The 22,474-nt window shown below is 66.9% G+C and carries 22 protein-coding genes, 1 tRNA gene and 1 riboswitch; of the genes, 7 read left to right on the top strand and 16 right to left on the bottom strand.

Going from position 1 to position 22,474, the window contains the following annotated elements; translation table 11 throughout:
* The gene (locus tag E3T50_RS08150; RefSeq protein WP_134551363.1) at window positions 1-732 is read right to left on the bottom strand and encodes a LuxR C-terminal-related transcriptional regulator; all 732 of its coding nucleotides are present in this window, start codon (window positions 730-732) and stop codon (window positions 1-3) included.
* A complete protein-coding gene (locus tag E3T50_RS08155) occupies window positions 729-2,141 on the bottom strand; it encodes an ATP-binding protein (protein WP_134551364.1) in 1,413 nt (470 codons plus the stop codon). Before E3T50_RS08155 ends, E3T50_RS08150 begins: the two co-directional genes overlap by 4 nt.
* 128 nt (window positions 2,142-2,269) lie before the next feature.
* Here E3T50_RS08155 and E3T50_RS08160 point away from each other — a divergent pair, with 128 nt between their 5' ends.
* On the top strand, window positions 2,270-3,841 hold the full coding sequence (locus tag E3T50_RS08160; protein ID WP_166784237.1) for a PspC domain-containing protein: 1,572 nt from the start codon (window positions 2,270-2,272) through the stop codon (window positions 3,839-3,841).
* A gap of 7 nt (window positions 3,842-3,848) precedes the next feature.
* Window positions 3,849-4,268 carry a hypothetical protein gene (locus E3T50_RS08165; protein WP_134551366.1) on the top strand — a complete coding sequence of 140 codons (420 nt, stop codon included), beginning with the start codon at window positions 3,849-3,851 and terminating at the stop codon, window positions 4,266-4,268.
* A gap of 58 nt (window positions 4,269-4,326) precedes the next feature.
* Here E3T50_RS08165 and E3T50_RS08170 read toward each other — a convergent pair whose 3' ends face one another.
* From E3T50_RS08170 to E3T50_RS08180, 3 genes are read right to left on the bottom strand one after another with little or no spacing between them, the layout of a single operon-like run.
* Window positions 4,327-5,514, bottom strand: a complete 1,188-nt coding sequence (locus tag E3T50_RS08170) for a UDP-N-acetylmuramate dehydrogenase (RefSeq protein WP_134551367.1) — start codon at window positions 5,512-5,514, stop codon at window positions 4,327-4,329.
* 5 nt (window positions 5,515-5,519) lie between these two features.
* On the bottom strand, window positions 5,520-5,942 hold the full coding sequence (locus E3T50_RS08175) for a MaoC family dehydratase (RefSeq protein WP_134551368.1): 423 nt from the start codon (window positions 5,940-5,942) through the stop codon (window positions 5,520-5,522).
* Window positions 5,939-6,385, bottom strand: coding sequence for an FAS1-like dehydratase domain-containing protein (locus E3T50_RS08180; protein ID WP_134551369.1), 447 nt, complete (start codon window positions 6,383-6,385; stop codon window positions 5,939-5,941). The genes E3T50_RS08175 and E3T50_RS08180 overlap by 4 nt, the downstream gene beginning before the upstream one ends.
* A gap of 72 nt (window positions 6,386-6,457) precedes the next feature.
* Here E3T50_RS08180 and E3T50_RS08185 point away from each other — a divergent pair, with 72 nt between their 5' ends.
* Together E3T50_RS08185 and E3T50_RS08190 are read left to right on the top strand one after the other, a co-directional pair.
* Complete coding sequence (locus E3T50_RS08185; protein ID WP_134551370.1) at window positions 6,458-6,904, top strand: GNAT family N-acetyltransferase; 447 nt, start codon at window positions 6,458-6,460, stop codon at window positions 6,902-6,904.
* 127 nt (window positions 6,905-7,031) lie between these two features.
* Window positions 7,032-7,613, top strand: coding sequence for a HEAT repeat domain-containing protein (locus E3T50_RS08190; protein ID WP_134551371.1), 582 nt, complete (start codon window positions 7,032-7,034; stop codon window positions 7,611-7,613).
* A 32-nt stretch (window positions 7,614-7,645) separates the two neighbouring features.
* Here the strand turns inward: E3T50_RS08190 and E3T50_RS08195 are convergent, their stop codons facing one another.
* From E3T50_RS08195 to thiO, 5 genes are all read right to left on the bottom strand, one after another.
* The gene (locus tag E3T50_RS08195; RefSeq protein ID WP_134551372.1) at window positions 7,646-8,542 is read right to left on the bottom strand and encodes a PfkB family carbohydrate kinase; all 897 of its coding nucleotides are present in this window, start codon (window positions 8,540-8,542) and stop codon (window positions 7,646-7,648) included.
* Window positions 8,543-9,083: 541 nt separating this feature from the next.
* Window positions 9,084-10,250: a molybdopterin-synthase adenylyltransferase MoeB gene (moeB, locus tag E3T50_RS08200; RefSeq protein WP_134551373.1), complete on the bottom strand. Its 1,167-nt coding sequence runs from the start codon at window positions 10,248-10,250 to the stop codon at window positions 9,084-9,086.
* Window positions 10,247-11,038 carry a thiazole synthase gene (locus E3T50_RS08205; RefSeq protein ID WP_255454276.1) on the bottom strand — a complete coding sequence of 264 codons (792 nt, stop codon included), beginning with the start codon at window positions 11,036-11,038 and terminating at the stop codon, window positions 10,247-10,249. Before E3T50_RS08205 ends, moeB begins: the two co-directional genes overlap by 4 nt.
* A 2-nt stretch (window positions 11,039-11,040) precedes the next feature.
* Window positions 11,041-11,277 (bottom strand): sulfur carrier protein ThiS, encoded by a 237-nt coding sequence (gene thiS / locus E3T50_RS08210; protein WP_134551426.1) that lies wholly within the window; start codon window positions 11,275-11,277, stop codon window positions 11,041-11,043.
* Window positions 11,278-11,291: 14 nt separating this feature from the next.
* Window positions 11,292-12,536, bottom strand: coding sequence for a glycine oxidase ThiO (gene thiO, locus E3T50_RS08215; RefSeq protein WP_134551374.1), 1,245 nt, complete (start codon window positions 12,534-12,536; stop codon window positions 11,292-11,294).
* Between the two features lie 70 nt (window positions 12,537-12,606).
* Here thiO and thiE point away from each other — a divergent pair, with 70 nt between their 5' ends.
* A complete protein-coding gene (gene thiE / locus E3T50_RS08220; protein ID WP_134551375.1) occupies window positions 12,607-13,251 on the top strand; it encodes a thiamine phosphate synthase in 645 nt (214 codons plus the stop codon).
* Window positions 13,252-13,285: 34 nt separating this feature from the next.
* Here thiE and E3T50_RS08225 read toward each other — a convergent pair whose 3' ends face one another.
* Entirely contained in the window at window positions 13,286-14,827 is a 1,542-nt protein-coding gene (locus E3T50_RS08225) for a bifunctional hydroxymethylpyrimidine kinase/phosphomethylpyrimidine kinase (RefSeq protein WP_166784238.1), read from the bottom strand.
* Window positions 14,810-14,909, bottom strand: a riboswitch (TPP riboswitch). (Overlaps the previous gene by 18 nt.)
* 176 nt (window positions 14,910-15,085) lie before the next feature.
* Here E3T50_RS08225 and cmtR point away from each other — a divergent pair.
* A complete protein-coding gene (gene cmtR / locus E3T50_RS08230) occupies window positions 15,086-15,439 on the top strand; it encodes a Cd(II)/Pb(II)-sensing metalloregulatory transcriptional regulator CmtR (RefSeq protein ID WP_134551377.1) in 354 nt (117 codons plus the stop codon).
* A complete protein-coding gene (locus E3T50_RS08235; protein ID WP_134551378.1) occupies window positions 15,436-16,122 on the top strand; it encodes a cation efflux transmembrane domain-containing protein in 687 nt (228 codons plus the stop codon). Before cmtR ends, E3T50_RS08235 begins: the two co-directional genes overlap by 4 nt.
* Window positions 16,123-16,254: 132 nt before the next feature.
* Here the strand turns inward: E3T50_RS08235 and E3T50_RS08240 are convergent.
* From E3T50_RS08240 to E3T50_RS08265, 5 genes are all read right to left on the bottom strand, one after another.
* A tRNA-Met gene (locus E3T50_RS08240) sits at window positions 16,255-16,328 on the bottom strand.
* Window positions 16,329-16,882: 554 nt separating this feature from the next.
* Window positions 16,883-17,185 (bottom strand): hypothetical protein, encoded by a 303-nt coding sequence (locus E3T50_RS08250; RefSeq protein WP_134551379.1) that lies wholly within the window; start codon window positions 17,183-17,185, stop codon window positions 16,883-16,885.
* On the bottom strand, window positions 17,173-17,550 hold the full coding sequence (locus tag E3T50_RS08255; protein ID WP_134551380.1) for a response regulator: 378 nt from the start codon (window positions 17,548-17,550) through the stop codon (window positions 17,173-17,175). The genes E3T50_RS08250 and E3T50_RS08255 overlap by 13 nt, the downstream gene beginning before the upstream one ends.
* Window positions 17,547-19,145 (bottom strand): ATP-binding protein, encoded by a 1,599-nt coding sequence (locus E3T50_RS08260; RefSeq protein ID WP_166784239.1) that lies wholly within the window; start codon window positions 19,143-19,145, stop codon window positions 17,547-17,549. The genes E3T50_RS08255 and E3T50_RS08260 overlap by 4 nt, the downstream gene beginning before the upstream one ends.
* Window positions 19,142-21,532, bottom strand: a complete 2,391-nt coding sequence (locus E3T50_RS08265) for a response regulator (protein ID WP_198417964.1) — start codon at window positions 21,530-21,532, stop codon at window positions 19,142-19,144. The genes E3T50_RS08260 and E3T50_RS08265 overlap by 4 nt, the downstream gene beginning before the upstream one ends.
* Window positions 21,533-22,474 lie beyond the last annotated feature (942 nt).

Consider the following 22,474-nt stretch of genomic DNA (forward strand, 5'->3'; position numbering starts at 1 on the left):
CTACAGCAGTTTGCGCGCGAGCGCCCAGGCCGTCAGCTCGTGCCGACTCGAGAGCTGCAGTTTGCGCAGCACGGCAGATACGTGGGTTTCGACGGTCTTGGCTGCGATGAACAGGGTACTCGCGACCTCCTTATAGCTGTAGCCGCGTGCGATGAGGCGCATCACCTCGGTTTCGCGGACAGAGAGCCGGTCGAGTTCCTCGGTGGTCTCGGCCGTCTCGCCGGCGACAGCGCCGAAGGCGTCGAGCACGAACCCGGCCAGGCGCGGCGAGAACACGGCGTCGCCGCCGGCGACGCGGCGGGCAGCGTCGGATACTTCGGCCCCGGAGGCGCTCTTGGTGATATAGCCTCGGGCGCCAGCGCGAATGACGCTCACCACGTCGTCGGCGGCGTCAGAGACGCTGAGCGCCAGAAACAGTGTGTGCGGTGCACGCTGCGCCGCCTCACGGATAACCTCGGCGCCGCCCCCGCCGCGCCCACCGGGTAGGTGCACGTCGAGCAGCACAACGCGCGGCTGCAGTGCAATGACCTTCGCGATCGCCGCGTCGACCGTCGCAGCCTCGCCGAGCACCGAGATGCCGGCGTCGAGTTCGGCGCGCAGCCCGGAGCGAAAGATGGAGTGGTCGTCGACGATGAGTACGCGCAAGCCGGCGGATGCCGCAGCTGGTGCGTTCGGCGTGCCGCCGTCTTGCCGGGCACGCCCGCCCTGTTCGCTCGGTTCGGGAATGGTCATTGCACGCTCGTCTCGGTGTGGCGCTCATCGGTGGCCGGTTTGGTTTGCGGCGGAGCCGGGAGGGTCAGCAGAATCTCGGTGCCGCCCCCATTCGGACCGGGACGCACAGCGGCGGTCCCGCCGGCCCGGCGCATCCGTCCCAGGATGGATTCGCGCACGCCGAGCCGGTCTTCGGAAATCTGGTCGAGCCGAAAGCCCGGGCCGCGGTCGGTCACGCTCAATTCGATGCCGCGCGTGCCGGTCTCAAGATAGACCGACACCGCTCCCCCGGCATGCCGGGCAGCGTTGAGCATGGCCTCTCGGGCAGCGGCGACCAGGGATTCTTGGGCATCGACACTGCTCGGGGTCGACTCGGCGCCAGGTGCCGATCGCACGCCCACCCCCGAGCCGACCGTCACGACCTCGAAGCGCACCGCGAAGTCTTCTTCGATCTCGCTGGCGATGCGACGCAGCGCGGTGGCCAGGTCGGTCGCCGGTTCTCCGCCACCACGGGTCCCGGTGAACAGCCACTCGCGCAGTTCTCGTTCCTGCGCGCGGGCCAGCCGGGCGGCATCGCTGTGCGGCCCGGCCTTCTGTTGAATGAGCGCGAGGGTCTGCAGTACCGAATCGTGCAGGTGCGCGGCGATGTCGGCCCGTTCCGCTTCACGGGCCCGCGCGGCCCGCTCGTCGGCGAGGTCGCTCCACAGGCGCAGCAACCACGGCGCGGTGACCACGGCGACACCGAGCAGAACGGATGCCGCCGCCAAGATGACCGTCCACGCATTCGGGTTGGTACCGGTGATAAAAAACAGCAGGATACCGACGGCAACGAGCACGAGTGCTCCGAGAATGCGCACGAGCAACGCCGAGGATTGCTGCGACGCACCACTGCGAATGTCAGCGAACTGACGCCAGGCGAGTGCCGTGCCGGCGAGCACGACGATAGCGGGCACCACGACGGCGAGCGGAATGTCGGCGCCGAGGCGGCTCGCCACGAGGGCGCCACCGGCAGCGAGCAGGGCCAGACCGAGCAAGATTTCGGTGACGGGCGTGGCCCGGGTGGAAGTGGCATCCGCTCGCGGGAACGGTCTAGCCGCGCTCGATGGGCGGCTGGTGTTGCCCGCATCGACCCGTGCAGCACCGAGACCATCGACGGTGCGGGTGAGGGAGGTTGGCCCACGTGCCTCGCGGGCCGCCGCGGACGGCGCGACTCTCGATCGCGCCAGGCTCGACTTCGGCAGCGGGTCTGCCGCCGCCCGGCTATCGACGCTCGGAACCGTCACCCACAGCCAGGCATAGAGCAACGCGCCGAAGCCGCCGCAGAGGCTGAGCAGCACGGTGACCAGACGCACCGTGCCCAGGGGAACGCCGGTGTGCTCGGCGAACCCCGCGCAGACACCGCCGACCAGCCGGAGCCGGGGCCGTGTCATCCGTTCGGTTCTCACGTCTTCATCCAAGCACGCCGCACTGACGCGGCGGAACCCTGCGGAAATCAATCAGGGTCCAATCAGGGTCATCCCCCATGGCAGCGATCTCGGCGCGCTGCCACACTCGAATCATGACCGACACACCGAGGGCAGACGCCCCTCACCCTCCGCAGCGACCCGACCAGATCACCCGTTTCTTCGACTGGATTCGCGGCAGCGGCCTGAACCGTGACGGCGACCGTTGGATCGCCGGCGTCTGCGGCGGCATCGCCGCCCGCACCGGACTCGACCCGCTGATCGTACGTGGCATCGTCGTGGTGATCGCTATCCTTGGCGGCCCCGTCGTTTTCGTCTATGCCGTCGGCTGGGCGCTCATGCCTCGCGGCGCCGGCCGTATCTACGTCGAAGAAGCAATTCGTGGCCGGTTCCAACCGGCCATGGTCGCCATCGGCGCGCTGCTCCTGATCACCGTCGTGCCGCTGTTGCGCGGCCTCTGGTGGAATGGCCCGGCCGGGTTCTGGGCCCTCCCCGACTGGCTCGCGGGCATCTTCTCGCTCGGCTGGGGCCTGGCCCTGACGGCTGGCATCGTCTGGCTGGTTGTGGCCCTGGTGCGCCGCTCTCGAAAACCGCGCCCGGCACCCGGCACCGGCTCCGGCCCGACCGGCCCCTTCGGCCCTGGCAGTGTGTACGATCCCCGACCGTTTCCCCGCCCCGACGCTGGCGTGCATCCGCGACCGGATGCCCCGGCCACGTCGCCGGAGGTATCCTCATCGAGCGGGCCGGCACAGGACCAGTCGACAGCCACCGCGAGCGCTATCGACAGCGCCACCGACCAGTCGACCGCCCCGTCGACCGCCCCGACCCTGGCATTCACGGCCACCGGCACGGCCACGAACGTCGCACCGGCGGCCGGCTCAACCTACCCGCCCACCTATCCCTACGCGCCCTACGCGCAGGACTCGGCCCGCAACATCCGCTCGGAGCAGAATCGCCTCTGGCAGGAACAAAACCGAGCCCGCCAGGCCGCCGAACGTGCCCGGGTGCGGGCCCGCCGCCCCGGTGCCGGCTTCAGTGCCATCGTGCTCGGCCTGGCACTGGCCAGCGGCGCTGTAGCGGCGGGGGTCTTCTCAAACGGCGTTTGGTCGCAGGACGCGGTCATTCTCGGGGTTGCCTTCACGCTCGGCGCATTGGCGCTCGGCATTGTCATCGCCGGAATCCGCGGGCGCACCGATGGCTCCATGGGCGCGTTCGCGGTTCTGGCCGCTGCCACGCTTGTCGCGCTCGGAGTGTTCCCGCAGGGCACCCAGTTCTCGGCGGTCGGCGACAACATCTGGCACCTCACCGCGACTACTACCTCGGCGAACCCGACGTCGAGTTATGCCATGATTGCGGGCAAATCAACGCTCGACCTACGCGACTTCGACAATCCCGGACTCAACGAGAACAGCATTATCGATGTCTTTCTCGGTGCCGGGGTGACCACTATCCGGCTGCCAACGGATTCCCCGGTGCGCATCGAATCGCGCGCTCTGGTGGGCGGCGTCGACTATTACGGCCGGGAAGTCGACGCCGAGAACGGCGAGCGCACGGGAGTGTTCGACTCCGACCAGCGCACCTTCAACGCAACGAGCCGCAGCGGCGGGCCGCTCCTGCGCATCTGGACCCTCGCCGGCGTCGTCACGCTCGACTCTTCCAACAACTAGGACCCCAATGACCACTCCGTTTTCCTCCACGAGCCCCGACGGCGACGCCCCCACCGAAGATTTCTCCGCGAACGTGAGCAATGGTGATGCGCCCCCCACCGAGACCGGGCCGAGAACCCCGACCGAGCCGTACCCGGCTTCGGTTCTTCCTCCCCGAAAAAACGACTCGGAGCCGAACTTCTTCACACCGCCCACCGACGCACCGCCAGCGACCCCGGCAGCCGCGGCGCCCGCCGCCCGCCTGCGACCTCGCTTCGCCACCATCCTGTGGGGCGTCCTGCTGCTCGCCTTCGCCACCTACATGGCGGTCTTCACGCTGCTGCCGGTGCCGCCGGACCCCACGCTCTGGCTACTCGGCGGCGTGATCGCGGTCGGACTGGGCCTTGTCGTGGCCGGAATCGCTGCCGCCGCCCGCCAAGCCGACTGACCGACGCCGCACTACCGTCCGACCGACCGACCATCCGTCCGTCCGATCGATCGATCGACTACAGTGTCAGGCCGACCAGCACCGGCTCCGGGTGCAGGTTCACGCCGAACTCCGCCTGCACCCGGCCGAGCACATAGCGGGCGAGTTCGGCCACCTCTGCCGCGGTCGCCCCACCCGTATTCGTCAACGCGAGGGTGTGTTTGCTCGACACGGCTGCCTTCGATCCCGACAGGCGAAAACCGCGGCTGACCCCGGCATGCTCAATCAGCCACGCGGCGCTGAGCTTGACGAGGCGCACCGGTTCTTCGCCGGGCATCGGCCCGACACCCAGATACTCCTCGAGGGGAATGACTCGATCGGCCGGTTCCGCCTGGAGCGGCCAACGCGGCGCATCCGTCGGGAGCGAGCGCGCAAATGCCTCGGTCACGATCGGGTTGGTGAAGAACGATCCGGCGCTGAAGGTGTCGGGGTCGCTGGGGTCGAGCACCATGCCCTTACCCGCCCGCAGCCCAAGCACGGTCGCACGCACGATCTGCAGCGGCACCCGGTCGCCGAGCTGCACGCCGAGCGCCCCGGCGAGTTGGGCATACTTCAACGGCTGGCCGAGGGTGCTCCCCAAAACAGATGCCTCGGCCGCGGTATCGTGCAGCTCTAATTCGATCGCCAGCACGACACCGCGGAGGCCCTGCTTCAGCGCCGACGTGCGGTAGCCCAGGTCGAGGTCGACCCGCTCGAGCCGTTCGACCTCGCCGGTTTCGTAGGAGAGAAAATCGATCGCCACGAGGCTGTCCGAGAGTTCCTGGCCGTAGGCACCGATATTTTGGACCGGAGCCGCGCCGCACGATCCGGGAATGCCCGACAGCGCCTCGATGCCGGCCCAGCCTCGCTGCACGGCGTAGGCGACGAGGTCATCCCAGGGTTCACCGGCCTGCACGCGCAGGCGTACATGGGTGCCGGCGCTGGCGGCATCCGCTTGGCTGCCGGTCTCGGCACTGGCCGCGCCACCGGTTTCGCCGCCGAGCACCTCGATGCCGCGGGTCACCACCTGGATCACGATGCCGTCGAAGCCCGCGTCGGCGACGAGGGTGTTCGAGCCGCCGCCCAGCAGCAGCCAGTTCTCATCCAGGCCCCAGACGACGAGGGTCTCATTGATGAGGTCCTGTTCGGTAGCCGGCGCCACCCGCGCGGCGGAGAGCCCACCGACGCGAAAGGTGGTGAGCATGCTCAGTTCAACGGGTTCCATCATGGGTCTCAGGCCAGGTTGACGCGCGCCTGCGCCTTGCCGAGCACGGTCGCGTCGTTGAACGTGACGGTGAGATCGATGCGGGCCACATCAGCGTCGGGGTCGAGCGCACCCACCTTGGCGACCACGGTCACGATGGCGCCATCCGTCGCGTCGACGAAGACGGGGCGGGTGAACCGCACCTGATAGTCGACTACCCGGGCCGGGTCACCGGCCCAGTCGACGACGGGCTGCACGGCCAGGCCCATGGTGAGCATGCCATGGGCGAGTACGCCCGACAAACCCACGGACTGCGCGATGTCATCGCGGTAGTGAATGGGGTTGAAATCACCGGATGCCCCGGCGTAACGCACGAGGGAATCGCGCGTCAATGAGAAAGTCGCCTCGGCGACGACGCTGCCGACCGTGAGGTCTGCCAGAATGGGGGTCATTCGTCTCCCCTGACGACGAGGGTGGAGATGGCGGTCACGACGTGGGCGCCCGCCGCGTCGACGATGGTGGACTCAGCGGTGACCATCGAGTGGCCACCAAGGGTCTTGATGCTCGTCACCGCGAGGGTGGCCGTGAGTTCGTCGCCGGCAACGATCGGGCGAGAATAGCTGAAGCGCTGGTCGCCATGCACGACGCGGGTGAAGTCGATGCCACCATCCGGTTCGCTCAAGAGCTGGGCCAGGGTGGCCTCCTGCACGACGACGGCGAAGGTGGGCGGGGCGACGACGTCCGCGTGACCGGCCGCACGGGCCGCTTCGGGATCGAGGTTGATCGGGTTCGCCGCGAACACGGCGCGGGAGAATTCGCGCACCTTTTCACGTCCGACAAGATACGGTGCGACCGGCGGAAAGACCCGCCCCTGCAACTCTGGGTTCACTGACACTCGTCGAGTCTACCCAGTGACCTCCCGCTCATCGGTCGGGAGCACGCCACGACAAGGCGCACACTGTAAAGCGTGAAATGTGTATCCGTGCGCCTCGGTGACCCCGAAGTAGCCCCCCTTCTGCTGGACCTGCACCGTGAATACGAAACCCGATACGGCGACGGCGATTCCGTACACGACGTCGACGGGGCCGAGTTCGACCCACCCGGCGGCGGCTTTCTCGTGCTCGTCGACGGCTCGACGACGGTCGCCGGCGGCGGCCTCCGCCAGTTCGACGCCACCACCGCCGAGGTCAAGCGCATGTGGACCAACCCCGACTACCGCCGCCAGGGCCACGCTCGCACGATTCTGCGCGAGCTGGAGGCCCTCGCCCGCAACCTGGGCTACGAGCGGATGCGCCTCGAAACCGGCTACGCCCAGCCCGAGGCCCTGGCCCTGTACCGCAGTCTCGGCTTCACCGACATCGGCAACTACGGCATCTACGAGCACGCCTCCGGTTTCGAGATCGCCCTCACCTGACACCACCACCTGGCACAGTCGCGGCAGAACAGGGTTTGACGGCGTCGCTGGTCTAATTGAACGAGATCGCTGTCAGGGAGCGGTTTCGATAGCTCAGGGAGCGGCGGGGAGGTAGCGTTAGAGGGCTATGCAAAACAAATTGATTCCGCACCCCGACCTTCCGATCGACCTGCCGACGGACGAGCGCATTCGCGCCGCTGTCGCGCACTACGGCGAGAACGTCGTCATCGACAATTCCGTGGCCCTGCTTCGTGCCAAGAACGCCGGCAAGGACTTTCTGCTCTACGCCGGCGGCCGCCACGCGCTCGGCATTCTCGAGGGTGCCCCGGCGCTGTACTGGCCCGAGCTGTGGGGCGCCCGTGCGCTGCTGCACGTCTGGGGCGAATCAGCCGCGCCGTACATCGTCGTCGGGCTGAACAACCAATCGTGGCGCGTACGGGAGATGTGCGCCAAGGTCGTACTGCTGCGCGGCCTGCAGGTGGTTCCCAAGCTCGTGCGCCTCACCACCGACGAGCACCCGCGCGTGCGTTCCGCCGCGCTGCACGCCCTTGCCGACCAGGGCACCGCCGACAACATCGCCACGATCGAGGTGCGCCTGCGCGACTCCGACAAGGAGGTGCGCCGCGCCGCCCAGCAGGCCCGCGACGCGATCCGTTCGCGTCTCAAGCTGACGGAAGCCACCGAGTCGACGACCGAGCCCGAGGAGTAGCAGACGCGGCCCTGACATCCGCTGGGAACTCGCTACGGCTGCCGGAGCAGCGCTCCCTCGTGTCGGCAGGTGGCTGCGGCGGTCAGCATGGCGTCGCTCAGCAGGACCTGCCAGGCGGCGGAATCCGGTGGCACCCCATCGGTCACGATCGTGAAAACGGATGCCGCGAGCGTCGCGTCCCCGGCACCCATCGTGTCGATGACAGCGCCGTCGAGCTCAGCGATCGCCGCGCTGACCAGCTCATTGTTCGCGAATGAGACCGAGGCTCCGAGGCTCCCGGCTGTCGCCAACACCGTGTGTGCGCCCGCGTCGACGAGGCGTTCCCTCAGCTCATCGAGCGTACTGTCATACAGAAGGTCGGCGTCGTCGTCGCCGACCTTCACGAGCAGACTGCGCGCGGCGAGCGCTTCAAAGTTGCGCACGAACCGCGGCCCATCATGCAGCATGCCGGCCCGGGGGTTGGGATCGATCACGAGCCGGCGCTCGGGGTCGGTGACGCAGGCTGCGAGCGCTTCGGTTTGCGCGGTGTCGTCGAACGGAAAACAGCTCACGACAACGAGCGCGGCGCCCTCGAGCGCGTCACGCTCGACTGCGCCGAACTCGATGCGGCGCGCTTTCGCGGCGTCGTTGAAGAAGTAGCGGGGTTCACCGTCGGTGCGATCGGACACGGCCCGGGACGACCCGAGCGGGCCCGGTGTCGCGATCAGTTGCACGCCATACTGGTCGAGGAACGACCGAAGAGTCGCGCCATCGGCGTCGTCGCCGACCATCGCGATCAGGGTCGTCGGCACCCCGAGAACGGCCAAGCCGACTGCCACGTTCAGTGCGGCACCTCCGGCAAACTCCCGGCTCCCCTCGGAGTCACGCAGTACGTCGATCAGGGCATCGCCGACGACGACGACACGGGCGGGGACGTTGAGTTCAGGCATGGGGTCCAATCTCTCCTGAGCTGCGAGCGATGAGCCCGGTCGGCACAGTCTAGGGCTTCCCCACAGGCCTGTTGGCTGCCAGCCGCGCTGCACGGCGCCGCCCCTGACCTGCGCCACTCTCGTGGAAGCGCAGGACCCGGCATAGAAAACCGCCGGCCGCAGGAGCTCATCCTCCTGCGGCCGGCTGTTTCGGTCCTGCCGGGCTAGACGCTCTTGCGCCCGGACATCGACCGCATCAGAAACATGATCACGGCGATGACGGCGAGCACGATACCAACCCAGAGCAGGAACTGAAGCGACTACACCAAGCCGCCGGTGATGAGAAGCACGACCGCAACAATTGCCACAATGATGAGTAGCGGGTTCATGGTCCGACCTTTCCTTCATGCGCGGGGAAGTCCCGATTGCGTCTATCGCACCCCCCTTAAGAGGGTCGAATCGGGTGTCGTTTGAGGGGGCCGAAACGGGTGTCCTTGACGGCATCCGTTAGAGCGTCGCGGCCTGGTCGCGGTTGGCCCTGTCACCCCCGGCTGCCGGAGCGTCAGTACGTCGGGAGCGTGGGCGCGATTTCCTTCACCCACGCCAGGATGCCCCCCTGCACGTGGCGTACACGGTCGTAGCCACGGCGCTGCAGCTCGGCGAGAACGGCGGCCGAGCGCGGGCCAGCCTTGCAGTGCACGACGATATCGCGGTCCCGGGAGAGAGCAGATAGCGCGCTGCCCGAGAGGATTCCGTTCTGCGGAACGAGCAGCGCCCCGGCAATGTGCACAATCTCGTATTCCTCCGGTTCCCGAACGTCGACGAGGTCGAAGTCGCTCTCGCCCCGAGCGCGGGTATCAAGCATGACAGCGAGTTCCTGCACGGAAATCGAATCGTCATCCCCAGTCGACGTTCCGCAAAACAGGTCGTAGTCGATGAGCTTCGTGACCACTTCGCTGGCGGGGTCGCGCGCAATCGTGAGCTCGCGCCAGGACGCGTCGAGCGCGTCGAACAGCACGACCCGGCCCACGAGCGTGCGTCCGATCCCGGTGATCAACTTCACGGCTTCGGCGACCATCGTCGCGCCGATCGTTCCGCACAGCATCCCAAACACTCCACCCTCGCCGCAACTGGGTACGGAGCCGGCCGGTGGGGCGTCCGGATACAGGTCCCGATAGGTAGGACCGTGCAGATTCCAGAACACGCTGACCTGGCCCTCGAAGCGCAGGATGGACCCCCAGACGCAGGGCTTGCCGAGCATCGCTGCGGCATCACTGACCAGATAGCGAGTGGCAAAATTGTCGGCTCCGTCAACGATCAGGTCGTACTGGTCGAACAAGCCCAGAGCGTTCGCCGAGTCAAGCCAGACATCGTGTTGGCGCACCGTGACCAGGGGATTGAGCGCCGCTACCGCCGCAGCAGCCGACTCGAGTTTCGAACGGCCCAGTCCTGCGACGCCATGGATAATCTGACGCTGCAGGTTGCTCAGGTCCACGGTGTCATGGTCGACAATGCCCAGCGTGCCCACCCCGGCAGCCGCCAGGTAGAGCAGAACCGGCGAACCGAGGCCGCCGGCGCCAATCACGAGCACGCGCGCATTCTTGAGCCTTCGCTGGCTGAGCACACCGATTTCCGGGATAAGGATGTGGCGCGAGTACCGCTCGCGTTCCGCAGCGGAGAGCTCCTCGCCCGGTTCGACGAGCGGTGCCAGCGCGGCAACCTTGATCACAGGTCAGGCCGCCCGTTCATCATTGACGACGCCAGGGCGTGGTTACGCCTCGGAATGCGGCCGGCCTGCGAGGCACGCCGGCCCGCAATCACGGCGTGCTTGAAGGCATCGCCCATGAGAACCGGGTTTTGCGCGCGCGTCACCGCGGTGGCCAGCAGCACAGCATCGCAGCCCAGCTCCATCGCCAGAGCAGCATCGGAGGCGGTACCGATTCCAGCATCGAGCACCACGGGAATTGCGGCGCGGGCAACGATCAGCTCGATATTGTGCGGGTTGAGAATGCCCAGCCCGGTGCCGATCGGCGCCCCGAGCGGCATCACGGCGACAGCGCCCAGATGCTCGAGCCGCAGCGCGAGCACCGGGTCGTCATTCGTGTAGGCAAAAACCTTGAAGCCCCGCGCGACAAGCTGTTCAGTGGCATCCACCAGTTCGACCGCATCGGGAAGAAGGGTCTGCTCATCGGCGATGACCTCGAGTTTGATCCAATCGGTCTCGAGGGCTTCTCGGGCTAGCTCGGCGGTCAGGACGGCTTCTCGCGCGGTAAAACAGCCAGCAGTATTGGGCAGCACGCGAATGGAATTCTCTACCAGAAGATCAAAGAGAGACCCGGTGGTCGCCACGCTGTGACGCCGCATGGCGACGGTGGTGAGTTCGGTTCCGGAGGCGCGCAGGGCAGCCCCGAGGCCGTCCAGACTCGGTGCGCCCCCGGTGCCCATGATCAGACGCGAGCTCAACGAAACGCCGTCGATCACGAGGCGGTCGGTGTTCGTGTGTTGCGCGGTCTCCACGGTCAACCTCCCTGAACTGCGGTAACAATTTCAATTTCATCACCGGCGGTGAGCTCGGTGCGCCACCATTGGCTGCGTGGAACGACCTCGGCGTTGCATGCGACGGCCACGCCGAGACGTTGTCCGTCGGTTGCGCGGCCGTCTTGTGCGATGGGCCGATCGGTGATCTCGGCCACGAGGTCGGTCACGGTGCTGCCGGGCAGCACGGTTCGTTTCTGGCCATTGACGGTGATCTCAATGCCTGGGGATTCGGTCACGAGCGGGCTCCTGTCGGTGAAGCGGATGCCGGGGCGCGGCTCGCTGAGAAACGATCGGGCCGAAAGTTTCGCCACCGATCGACCGTGATCTCCTCGATCAGCTGAAGGCAGTACTGGGCCGCGATCGGGGTGAGCAGTACGCCATGACGAAAGAACCCGGTGGCGATGATGAGGCCAGGAATGTCATCAGTGTCACTCTCAGCTCCCGTTCGGCCAACGCGACCGAGAAGCGGCGCGTTATCGGGCGTTCCGGGACGAGCCCGCGCGGTCATCTCGATCAGCTCGAGCTCGTTGACCGCTGGCACCAACACCTGAGCGTCACGCAACAGTTGATAGACGGCACCAGCCGACACCGCACTGGAACCGTCCTCGCGTTGCGTGGCTCCGATCACGAGCGTTCCATCCGAGCGAGGAACCAGATACACCGGCACGCCATGCACCAACCCGCGAAGCGTGCAGGTGAGCACTGGCTGAAGATGCGCGGGCACGCGCAGCCGAAGAATATCCCCGTAGACCGGGCGAAGCGGCAGGCTCAATCGCTGGGGCAGCCCGCTCAGCCCGGCTGCCCCGAGGCCATTGGCCACAACTACTTCGGTGGCTCTGACCAATGAACCATCGGCCAGGGCGACACCGGTGACGCGCGATGAAGCATCCGCTGAATCTTCGTGCGCCAACCCAGTGGCGTGCACGCGGATCAGGGTGTCGTGGCCCCACCCGTCGTTTTCCGCCAGCGCGGCAAGCGCGAGTTGGATGCGCTCGGCGAGCCGGCGTGGGTCGACCTGATGATCCTGCTCCACCATGAAGGCACCGGAAACACGGGGGCTCAGCAGCGGTTCGAGCATGCGCGCTGCGCGAATGGTCAGGGGTTCAACGCTCAGCCCATTGGTCAGTTGCACGCTGCGCAGGTCGGCGAGCGCTTGTCGGTCGGCCGATTCGGCACCAACGTTCATGGTTCTGGTTCTCTGGTATCCGGTTGCGTCGGAATCCATTCCGAGTGATTCGATGAACGCGGGATACAGCGAGGAAGAGGCGAGCATGAGCTCAAGCAACGCCTCTTCCCGGTAGTGCAGTTCGCTTACCGCCGCGAGCATTCCGGCGGCCGCATAGGTGGCGCCCCCGGCCGGATCCGGGTCGATGACGACCACCGTGCGGCCGGAATGCGCAACCGCCCAGGCGATGCCGAGTCCCACGATGCCGCCGCCGATCACGGCCACGTCGACCGTGAGGCTGCGTTCACTCATGGTGCGCACCGTCGGCGTCGCGACTGAGCCTCGGCGAAAGCTGCCGTCGTTGCCCTTTAGGGTTGGTCGCATGGACCAGACCAACGCCCGGCTGTATCTCTGCACCGATGCCCGAAAGGATCGCGGCGATTTCGCTGAATTCATAGATGCCGCGTTCGCTGGCGGAGTCGACATCATCCAGCTGCGCGACAAGAACATCGACGCCGCCGAGGAGCTTGAATATCTCGAGATCCTGCGCACGGTTGCCGACCGATACGCACGACTCTGGGCCGTCAACGACCGGGCCGATATCGCCAGCCTCGCGGGCGCGCCGGTATTTCATGTCGGCCAGACCGATCTGCCGCTGGCCTCCGCACGCAGCCTGCTCGGCGCGGCAGCCCTGATCGGGCTGTCCACTCACACCACCGGGCAAGTGGATGCCGCCCTGACCACCGAAGTGCTCGACTATTTCTGTGTCGGCCCGGTCTGGGCAACGCCGACGAAACCCGGTCGTGCGGCGGTTGGAACGCACCTGTTGAGCTATGCGGCCGCGCGCAGCACATCCGCTCACAGCACTCGTCCCTGGTTTGCAATCGGCGGCGTCGATCTCGGCAACATCGATCAGGTCGTCGACGCCGGCGCAACTCGGGTGGTTGTAGTGCGCGCGATCACCGAGGCGAGCGACCCGACGGATGCCGCGCAGCGGCTTCTGGCCCGACTGCCCGCCTTCGGCTAGTCGCGCGAACAGCACTTCGTTCCGCGCGGTCATCTCAGGCTTTCACTAGCTGCCGAGGGGCGTCGAAGAAGTCGAGTTCGAAGCGCGCCGAGGTCGTAAACGCCTGGCGCATTGCCGCGCATTCCGATTCCGAGACCGTCGCCGCAACGTCGTCGGTGAGCGCGATCGCCTGCCGCGTGGCCGCGGCGAATTCCTCATCGGAATAGGTCTCCAGCCAGGCTGCATACGGATGCGCCTCCTCTTCGGTGCGCGACAGGAATTCGGCGTGCAGTCGGTCACCGACATCCGAGTACAGCCAGAAACAAGGCAACAGCGCCGCGAGAAGCACCGCATAATTTCCGGCCTCACTGGTCGCGAGCAAATGATCCACGTAGCCCGTCGTCACCGGGCCTGCCTCGTCAGGGTCAGGTTGCTGCCGAAGCCAGCTGCGGTGCAATTCCGACTCGACGTCGCGGCACCGCGCTGCAGAATCGGCCAGGAAACGTTGCGCGCTCACGGTCGGCGCGAGCTCGCTGGCATGCGCGAGAACGCGTGCATAAGTGGCGAGATAGAGGGCATCCTGGGCGAGGTAATAGGAGAAATCTTCTTCTGCCAGTGCACCGCTGCTGAGGTCCGTGATGAACGGGAGATCGAAGATTTGCAGGCGGATCAGCTCGACGTCTCGCCACAGGGTCGAGCTGAACGGCGCCGGATCAGCAGGCACGGCTGACGCGGCTGACGCTTCGGAAAACAGCCGATGAAAATGATGGATCGGGCCGTTTCCCCGCCCGACCTCGAGGTCGTCAGCATAGGTCAGTGCGTCCTGGAGCCAGTCCTTGACCTCGGCGAGGGACTGTGCCCAGTCCCCGGTTCTTGCCTGCACGGTCGCCATTGCCGAGGAGAGTGAGCACCCGGTGCCGTGGGTGTTCTTGGTTATGATTCGCGGTGCCGTGAACTCGACAACACTGTGCGCCAACAGGCCCTGGGTGTTGACCAGAGCATCCGGGCAGTCGGTGTCGTCAAAGTGTCCCCCCTTGACCAGCACGGTCACGCCAGCACGGGCTGATAATCGTCTGCCTTGCGCGACGGCCTCTGCCCAGTCGGCCGCCGGCGGCTCGGCGAGCAGAACGGCCAGCTCGGGAACGTTGGGCGTGACGAGATCGACGAGAGGGATCAGGTCGCGCAACGCCTGCTCGGCGGAGGGGTCGAGCAGCCGGTCCCCACTCGTTGCCACCATCACCGGGTCGAGCACGACTATCGGAGGACGGCACACGTCGAGCCAGGAACGCACCTCATTGATCACATCGAGATCCGCGAGCATGCCGATTTTGACGGCATCGATGGTCACGTCGTCGCTCACGGCACTCAATTGCTGGCGCAGAAACGCAACCGGCGGGATGTGCACCGAGCGCACCCCGAGCGTATTCTGCGCAACCAGGGCACTGACCACCGCCATCCCGTAGCCACCGTTGGCCGCAATGCTTTTCAAGTCGGCCTGGATTCCAGCACCGCCGGTTGGATCGGTCCCGGCGATACTGAGGATTCGCGGCGTTTCGTTCAGCGTGTGGTCGGAGATTCGATCGATCATCGGTGACATTCCTTCGCTAGTACTAACTAGACAGGTTCAACGGGTATTGATCTCAGCTCCCACATTGTGTGGGGCACCCCGTGTCAGTGAGTAAGCCTATATGCATGCACCATCACCGACTCGCTCGTTCCCGCCGCAAAGGCCGGTCGGGCAGCACGTCCGCGGCGAGTCCGTGGGCGATGACCTGCTCCAGGGGCAGTGGTACGGACCGTGCCGATGCTTGTCGAGCACTTGCGAATGAGTCAGCCATCACTGTAACGTCAGTGCATGCTGACTATTGCGTCACGGGTGGATGTCATGAACCGGCTCGGCCGGGCCCTGGCGGATCCGACCCGGTCCAAAATCCTGCTGAGCCTCCTCGACGCCCCCGGGTATCCCGGCCAGCTCGCACAGAACCTCGGACTGACCCGCTCGAACGTGTCCAACCACCTGAGTTGCCTGCGCGGGTGCGGCATCATCGCGGCGACCCCGGAAGGCCGCGCAACGCGGTACGAGATCGCAGACCCGCACCTGACACATGCGCTGGTCGCGCTGGTCGACGTGGTCCTCGCTGTCGATGACGGTGACGAATGCACGGACGTCGCCTGCAACGTCCCGCTGTGTTGCGGGGCCGGCGGATGAGCGCAACTTCAACGCGTGCTGGTCGGGTGCTCAGCCCGCTGCGCAAACGTCTCCTGCAGCGGCGGATCCGCTGGATCGTCGCGTTCACCATAACGTACAACCTCATCGAGGCGGTCATCGCTCTCGCTGCCGGATCCATCGCATCGTCAGCAGCGCTCATCGGTTTCGGCCTCGACTCGATCGTGGAGGTGCTCTCAGCCGCCGCAATCGCCTGGCAGTTCGCCGCGCCGCAACCGGAGCAGCGCGAGAAGGTCGCGTTGCGGGTGATCGCTTTCTCCTTCTTTGCTCTAGCCGCGTACGTCACCGTCGACGCAGCGCTGTCGATCACTGGACTGCGCACGCCCGAACACAGCCCGGTCGGAATTGCGCTCGCGGCGGTCAGCCTGATGGTGATGCCTTGCCTCAGCTGGTTCGAACGTCGCACCGGCCGAGAGCTCGGCTCCGCATCCGCTGTCGCCGACTCCAGGCAAACCCTGCTTTGCGCCTACCTCTCGGCTGCGCTCCTCATCGGGTTGCTACTGAACAGCCTGCTCGGCTGGGCCTGGGCGGATGCGATCGCCGCACTCGTGATTGCCGGTTTCGCGATCCGAGAAGGTATCGAAGCGTGGAAAGGTGACACCTGCGCGACACCGGTATCGACACTGACCGGTGAACGCCCCCTCGAGCACGAGAGCTGCTGCTAACTGTCGCCGCGAGCGTGAGACAGTGCACCTCCGACTGCGCTGCGCATGAGTGCCTTGTTCATGACCGGGTCATTCATGGGCACAAAAAAACCCTCTGACCAGTGAAACACCTGATCAAAGAGTTTTTATATGTAGCGGGAGCGGGAATTGAACCCGCGACACCACGATTATGAGCCGTGTGCTCTAACCAACTGAGCTACCCCGCCGCGACTTGTCGGCTGTTCGCTTGATTCTCCGTGGCTGAGTGTCTGCGATCATGAGGCCATGGACATTGGCAATCAAGCAACGATTGGTGGATGGTAGTTCGCGCTGACGCTCGTGAACGCGGGCCTTGCTGAGTCGAAGGGACGCGGTCGACTGATCTGGTGGTTGCTGTCTCTGGTCCTCGGGCTGATCGCAACGCTCCTGATCGTGGTGATGCCGCGCGGCAGAATTCCATACTGAATTCCAAGCAGTGTCGCCAAGGAAGGATGAGAGTGAGCATCGTCGCGTTGGCTGTTGACCCACGAAACTCGAGTTGGTCCGTTGACCGGCCAATCTACCGCGTGCTCGCCCGATGCACCGAAGCGCTGCGATCGCCAGCACCTAAGCAACGGTTCGTCAGCGGGACGTCCACGGACGTAGGTTGGCTACAATTCGCCGAAGTTCCGGAGTCTCGGGGGAATGGCGTTTGGGAGTGGCTGGCCCACGCCGTGGGCCCTGGCATTGGGGTCATGAACCAGCTCAGGAGCTGCCGTTGAAACTGCGTCGACGCTGGACCTCAGCCGACGAGCCGGCGTAGCTCGCGCACGGCCGCAGCCACGTCGTCGAGCGGAGCGCGCGACTGCACCAGCCGCTCGACAACCGCGGCCTGCTCCGATCCGGGCCGGCGGTAGCTGCCCAACGCGCCGACGAGCTTGTGGGCGGCGGACTCGGCCTCGTCGGCCAGCACATCGCCCGAGCGGTCTCCACCGCCGGCCTCGACGTACCGCTCGAGTGCCGCGACGCGCTGGTCGGCGAGGTACCCGTACCGCTCCCACATCTCGGCGAGGAAACCGTCGACCGGGTCGATCACGGTTCCCATCCCAGCGACTCGGACACCAGACGCGGCAGCTCCATCGGGTCGAAGGGCTTCGCCAGCACGCCACGCACGCCCTCGGCCAGCCACCGCTCTCGCTCGGCAGCATCGGCCCGGGCCGTGAGCAGGAGTACCGGGATGTCGCGGGTGCGCGGGTCGGCCTGCAGCAGCGCATACGTTGTCAAGCCGTCGACGCGGGGCATCATCACGTCGAGAAGGACCGCGTCCGGCTGGGAGGCGGCAACTATATCTAGCGCCTCCATGCCGGAGGACGCCTCGATCACCCGCAGGCCACCGACTCGCTCAAGGCTGAGTCGGGCGACTGCGCGGATGTCCGGCTCGTCGTCGACGACGAGCACGCAGCGCGTCACGTCTCCTCCTTGCGCCGGAGGGGGCCGGTCCACGTCCCGTTCCGCGGCCTGCGCTGCGGCAGCACGACCGTGAACGTGGAGCCATGCCCGAGGATGCTGTCGACGTCGATGCGGCCGCCGTGCGCATGCACGATGCTTTGGCAGATGGTGAGCCCGAGGCCGCTGCCCTGCTTCTCGCGGGCGTCGCTCGCGTCGACCTGCACGAAGCGCTCGAAGATCTGCTCGACCCGGTCGGGCGGGATGCCACGGCCCTTGTCGCACACCTCGAAGCGGATCTCACCCTCTCGCATCCGGGCGGTGATGCGGACCGCGCTGCCGGAGTGGCTGAAGCGGACGGCGTTGCCGAGGAGGTTGACGAGCACCTGGGCGAGTCGGTCGGCATCGCCCCAGCAAATGTCGTCGGAGGTCTCCTGCTCCAGTCGAACGCCGGCCTGAGCGGCCATCCCTTCTACGGCTGCGAGCGCCAGCGCGACCAGGTCGCTCAGCCGGTGAGGACGGCGCACGACGTGCATGTGCCCCGCGGACAGGCGCTCGAGATCGAGGATGTCGGCCACGAGCCGACTGAGGCGGTCGGTGTTGGTGAGGGCGATGTCGACAAGCGACTGCGCCTCGGGCGGCAGTTCGGCGACGACCCCGGCAGCGAGGAGGCCGAGCGAGCCGCGCATCGAGGTCAGCGGGGTGCGCAGCTCATGGCTCACCACCGAGACGAACTCGTCCTTGAGCCGCTCCACCTCCCGTCGCTGGCTGACGTCTTGGAAGACCAGCACTGCGCCGGCTGTCCGGTCGTCCTGCCGCAACGGCGCAAACGAAAGCTGCGCCAGGAAGACCTCACCGTCCTGCCGACGGAAGGCGTCGTCCACGCCGACGAGCACCTGTTCGTAGCGCAGCGCCGCGCCGAGCGCACAGTCGTCGTCGTAGCACGAGCTGTCCTGGGGGTGCAGCAACTCGTGCAGCGGCTGGCCAAGCAGTTTTTCGGCCGGTGCCGCGAGCAGGTCGCACGCCGCGGGGTTGACGAGCGCCAGCCGGCCCTCCCCGTCCGTCGCGCAGATCCCGTCGCCCGCCGAACGCAGTACGGATTCTGTGAGCCGCTGTGCCAGCTCAGCGGCAGCCAGCCGGCGCTGCACCTCCTCGGCGCCGAGCTCGAGCTCGGCCCAGGCGGACATGTCGGCCAGGACTTCCAGGTCCGCGCGGCTCCACGTGCGCGGCACGACGTCGAAGGCGCATAGCGTTCCCACAGCCTGCCCGTCCCAGCGCAGCGGGTAGCCGGCGTAGGCGCGCAGGCGGGGAGGGCCGACGACGAGCGGATTGTCACAGAATCGCGGGTCCGTGGATGCGTCGCCGACGAGTACCGGGGCGTCGTCGACGACGACGAAGTGGCAGAACGACGCGTCGTGATCCAGCGCGGGGTCGGTCTGTCCGGTGCAGGCCACGCCCCACAGCTGCGTCTCGTCGACGAGATTGATGTAGACCACCGGCGCGTCCAGCAGATGCTTCGCACGATCCACGATCCGGCGGAAGCGCTCCTGGCCCGGCTGGTCGAGCAGCGCTAGCGCCCGCAGCGCCTTGACGCGGGTGTGCTCGCGTGAGGTGGTCACGACGTACGGCTTGGGGAAGTCGTGTGGTGGGGCAGCGGCGGCGGGACCAGCGGCTCGTCCGCCGGGTGCTCGGGGTCGTTGGCCGCTGGTCCGACAGCCTGCGCGGTGAGTCCGCCCTCCGGCGCCCCCCCTGTCCCTGCGGCCCGGGGCGTCACCTTCCAGGCCTTCTCGCGCATGGCTTGCTTCACCTGCGCGACGCGTGCGATGACGTTCTTGTACTCGGTATAGAAGACCGAGGCAACCACGAGGTACAGCCAGAACCACGCCGTGCGGGAGCGGATCTCCGGATCGGCCTGGCGATACGCGAACAACGTTTGCCACGGCCCGACGCTGAGCGTGAAGATGGTCGTGAGGACGAACACCGGGACGAACCAGTCGAGGTGCTGCGGCCCGCCGGCGCGATTGGCGTAGAAGGCGATGAGCGGGAACATTTGGACGCTCAGCCAGGGGTAGACCTCGCGCCAGCCCAGCAGGAAGAAGAAGCCGAACCGCTGTCTGGGCGTGAGCCCGGGGTTGCGCAGCGCCCCGAAGAGGTGGCCCAGGGACACCTGGAACCACCCTTGCGCCCAGCGCATCCGCTGGTCCCACAGTGCCTGCAGCGTCGTCGGCGCCAACTCGCGGCTGATGAGGTACGGGTCGGAGCCGATCCGGTAGCCGGCTTCGACGACCCGCAGGGCAGAGTCGATGTCCTCGGTGAGCATCGAGCCGCGGAAGCGCGTCTCGCGCAGCAGCTGCGTGCGCCAGTAGCCGTTTGACCCGCCGAAGATGCCGAACTGGTGCAGCTTCGCCCGGCCGGGGTGGCTGACTGCGTAGATCATCTCGAACTCGACCGCTACGGTTCGCGCTACCCAGGAGGCGTCGCCGTTTCGTACTACCGGGTGGCCCTGCACGACGTCGTACCCATCGGCCATCCAGCGGTAGGCGCGCACGAAGCTGTCTGCCGCGGGCAGGTGGTCAGCATCGAAGACACCAGTGAACTCACCAGTGACGATCTGCAGGGCGGCGTTGACGTTCTGCGCCTTGGACGTGCTCCCCTCCACCTTGAGCAGAGTGAAGCGCGTCTCGCGCTGCGCGAGCTCGCCGAGGACGCGCTCTACCGGGAGCGGGACGGGCGAGTTGTAGGCAAGCACGACCTGCAGGTCGCCGGGGTAGTTCACGCTCAGAAAGGCCTCGACGGTCTCCAGGACGGTGGCGGCCTCATTCGGCAGGTACGCCGCGATGACTGCACTCGCAGGCGGGTACGCCGGACCGCCGTCCTGCTCCTCTGGTGCGGGAGGCGGCTGCGCCGGGTTCAGGGCGAGCAGTCCTTCGACCCAGATCGCGATCCCTGTCACCAGCAGTGAGAAGACGACGACGAGGTAGGCGAACGGTGTGATGTCGAAACCCGCGCGGTCAGCAAACAGGTAGACGAAGTACGGCAGCACAATGCCTATGACGAACGTCAGCGCGACCTGGCACGGCGTGCGCAGCCGCTCGAGAAGCGGCCGAGGCTGGCGCGGTGCCGCGGCCTCGGCGAGCATCTCGGGACGGTACGCGATCGGCCGCAGATCGAGGTGCATCTGCGCGTGCTCGAGCGCCGCACCGGCCTGCTCGACCGCCTGCTTGGCCGACTGGACGGCGTCGAGCGGGACGTATCCGACGAGCGGGGTAACGCTGACCTTGGAGCCCTCGACGTCCAGGCGGCGGCCGGCGAGGCGTTCGGAGAGTCCCTGCAGCAGGTCGCGCACGTCGTCCGACGACGTCTCCGGCAGCAGCAGCCCGAAGCCGCCATCGGGGGTACGGCCGGCCGTCTCCAGCGGCGTGACCACGGCGCCGAGCACATCGGCGACCTGCCGCAACACCTCGTCGACCCCGCGCTCCCCGAAGCGCGCACGGATGCTCGCGGACTCGTTCAGCCCGAGCAGTGCCAAGTGCCCCGAGCGGCCACTGCGCAGCGCCCGCTCGCGCTCCCGGTCGAGCTCGTCCATGAACGTCGCGGACGAGGCCAGCCCCGTGCGACGGTCAGTCCGCAGTCGGTCAGCAGGCACCGGTGGCCGTAGCCGCTTGGCGTCCACGCGAGCGACCAGGACCGGCAGGTCGAAGGGCTTGGTGAGGTAGTCGTCCGCGCCGAGACGCATGCCGGACACCACGTCCGCGGCCTCCGCGCGGCTGGTGAGGAACAACAGGGGCAGGGAACGCAGTCGGGGGTCCTCGCGCAGTCGCTGCACGAGGGTGAAGCCGTCCATGTCCGGCATGTTGACGTCGGAGACGACGACGTCCGGGACCGCCTCAGCCAGTCTCTCCAGCGCCTCGGCGCCGCTGGAGGCCGTCGTGACGCGGTAGCCGGCTGCGAGGAGCCCTTGCTCGACCAGGCCCACGATCATCTCGTCGTCATCGACGACGAGCACCGCGCCCCGGTCGTCGGCTAGTGCCCTACCCGTCATTGGGTTACTCCCGGTCAACAACTCCCCCTACGGCCTTCCGGCGCAGGACTGGAGCGACTGCGTGGTGCCTGTTGCAGTCTACAGGGGTACCCCCGCCACGAACTTCCGCTCGCGCGAAGTCGGGCACGGTCGCTGGCCACCAGACAGGGCGGCCGTGGGAATGATTGATCGACTACCGAACACTGCCCATTGGCGCAACCTTGAGCGTCCACAGCTCCGGATCGGATCGGGTCGGCCCTAAAGGTTTACGCTCAACAGGTGTTGCGCGCACAAGACTCCCTTCCGCCTCGCCTTCGCCGCGTACTCGTCGCCGGCGTCTGTGGCGTAGGAAAGTCGACGCTCGCGTCACGGATCGCAGCGATCACCGGCGGACAGCACACCGAGATCGACTCGCTCTATCACGGCCCCGGCTGGGCGCCACGGGAAAATTTTCTCCAGGACGTCAACAGGTTCACGAGCGAGGATGCGCGGACCACGGAGTGGCAATACCCGTCCGCGCGTGCCCTGCTAGCGCGCCGCGCAGACTTGCTCGCCTGGCTCGACCTGCCATTCCCGGTGACCTTCGCTCGCGTAGTTCGGACTGCTTCGCAGTGCGCTTGACATGATTGGAACAGGGTTTTGGCTTCTCGGACCGACCTCGCGCAACCCTCGTGTTTTGCGATCGCTCCAGGCAGCGCTGGAGGGACGTCGGGATTCCGTAAACGCGTCGAATGAGCTCGCCCGACTATCGGTGAAATTCCCACCAAATGACCCGGTCCAGGTCATGCTGGAGGCTCAGCGGGATGCGCGTCCTGGCCTCGCGAGCCGCGAGCCTAGGGGCACCGTCAATCGCGACGAGACTAGCCGCCGCGCAGGAATTCTGCAGCCCGCAGCCATACACGATTCTGAGGACTGACGAGCGGCGCG

Origin of the sequence: Cryobacterium gelidum (assembly GCF_004403985.1) — a bacterium.
Taxonomy (GTDB): Bacteria; Actinomycetota; Actinomycetes; order Actinomycetales; family Microbacteriaceae; genus Cryobacterium; species Cryobacterium gelidum.